At 36.5% G+C, this 1785-nt stretch carries 1 protein-coding gene; it reads left to right on the forward strand.

The features are described 5' to 3' along the window. The first annotated feature begins 145 nt into the window (after positions 1 to 145). Positions 146 to 1462: an IS30 family transposase gene (locus I2H87_RS13695; protein WP_195610292.1), complete on the forward strand. Its 1317-nt coding sequence runs from the start codon at positions 146 to 148 to the stop codon at positions 1460 to 1462. The last annotated feature ends 323 nt before the right edge of the window (positions 1463 to 1785 follow it).

Raw genomic sequence — 1785 nt, forward strand, 5'->3', positions numbered from 1 at the left:
AGTGAATTGTAAAAGTAAATTCCATCCCTCACATATAAGCCATGGAATTTATTAATTCTCAAAATAAGTATGGCATTTACTAATTCATAATGGTATTCTTCATTCGTTTATCCAGTCATGAACTCTGGTATGATCGGAGGAACTTATGAAGAAAAATAAACATCTTACATTAGACGAACGTATTGATATCCAGAATGATTTAAATAAAAATCTTTCATTCAAAGCAATCGGTGCTCATTTAGGCAAAGATTGTACTACCATTTCAAAAGAAATAAGAAATCATATCCTTTTTTCAAAGAAAGGAGCACCTTACAGAAAATTCAATGACTGTATTCATAGATTTCATTGCTCCCATTATGGAGATATTTGTAGAAACTGCTCACGTAAACAAAAGCACAAATGCAGCACATGCGGTGAGTGTCTTGAACTTTGTTCTGATTATGAAAAACAAGAATGTCCTTTTCTTAAAAAGCCACCCTATGTATGTAACGGATGTGGCAAAAGGCAGGAATGTACCCTTGAAAAGCATCTCTATGATGCCCGCTATGCTCAGAAAGAATACGAGGATGTAAGAAGTGAATCCCGTTCCGGTTTCAATCTGACAGAAGAAGAGCTTGCACAGCTGAATTCCATAATCAGCCCTCTTCTTAAAAACGGACAGTCTCTGCATCACATCATGGTCAATAATTCAGATCAGATTATGTGTTGCGAAAAAACTGCCTATACTTATATAGACAACGGTCTCTTTGACGGAAGAAATATTGATATGCCCAGAAAGGTCCGTTTCAAACCAAGGAAAGCAAAATCCGTAGGATTGAAAGTTGACAAAACCTGCCGTATTGGACGTACATACGAAGATTACAAGGAATTTCATAAAACACATCCGGAATTACCGGTTGTTGAACTTGATTCCGTAGAAGGGATAAAAGGCGGGGCTGTTCTTTTGACCATACATTTTGTACTTCAAAAATTTCAGCTTGCATTTTGGAGAGCTTCCAATGATTCAAAATCAGTGACAGATATCTTTCATATGCTGTACAAAAAACTTGGTAAAGAACTCTATATGAAGCTCTTCTCCATCCTGCTTTGCGATAATGGTTCCGAATTTTCAGACCCAAAATCTCTTGAGTATGGTCCAGACGGCGAATTATGTTCAAAGGTATTTTATTGTGATCCGGCTGCCCCAAATGAGAAAGGTGCCTGTGAAGTGAACCATGAATTTATTCGGCGAGTCATCCCAAAGGGGGTTGATATAGGTCAGTATACTCAAGACGATATTGATCTTATGATGAACAATATCAATTCATACAGCCGACCTGAACTTGGAAACAAACCGCCCTATGCTATGTTCTCGTTCTTTTATGGTAAAAAGGTATTAAAAGAATTTCATTTTGAAGTTGTAAAGCCAAATGATATTATTTTGAGACCCTCACTTTTAAAAAAGCCAACAGAAACAGAATGATTTCCTATGGAGTAGGGATAGAATCAAGGATCTGTTCCCATACCTATTTACAGAAACAATTATTTTAACAAAAAAGCCGGAGTTCTGCACAGTTGGATGACTTTCATACCGTTTCCATTAGGGGTGGAATTCACTAACTCTTAACATGACCACGTGAATTCGACTTCTGATTGTCATATGCATTTTTCCGACTTTTCTGTCATTATAACTATAAATCCAAATAAAATCCACCTTTTTGAACCTAAAAAACTCCACCTCGTGGAATTTAGTCCTACAAGGTGGAATTTAACTTTACAAAGTGGAATTTACTTTTTCAATTGACC

The organism is Mediterraneibacter glycyrrhizinilyticus, assembly GCF_015560805.1.
In the GTDB taxonomy this organism is placed as follows: Bacteria; Bacillota; Clostridia; order Lachnospirales; family Lachnospiraceae; genus Schaedlerella; species Schaedlerella glycyrrhizinilytica_A.

Bases quoted from the DNA above. Each gene is read 5' to 3' on its own strand.
- I2H87_RS13695 (WP_195610292.1), top strand. From the start codon at position 146: ATGAAGAAAAATAAACATCTTACATTAGACGAACGTATTGATATCCAG.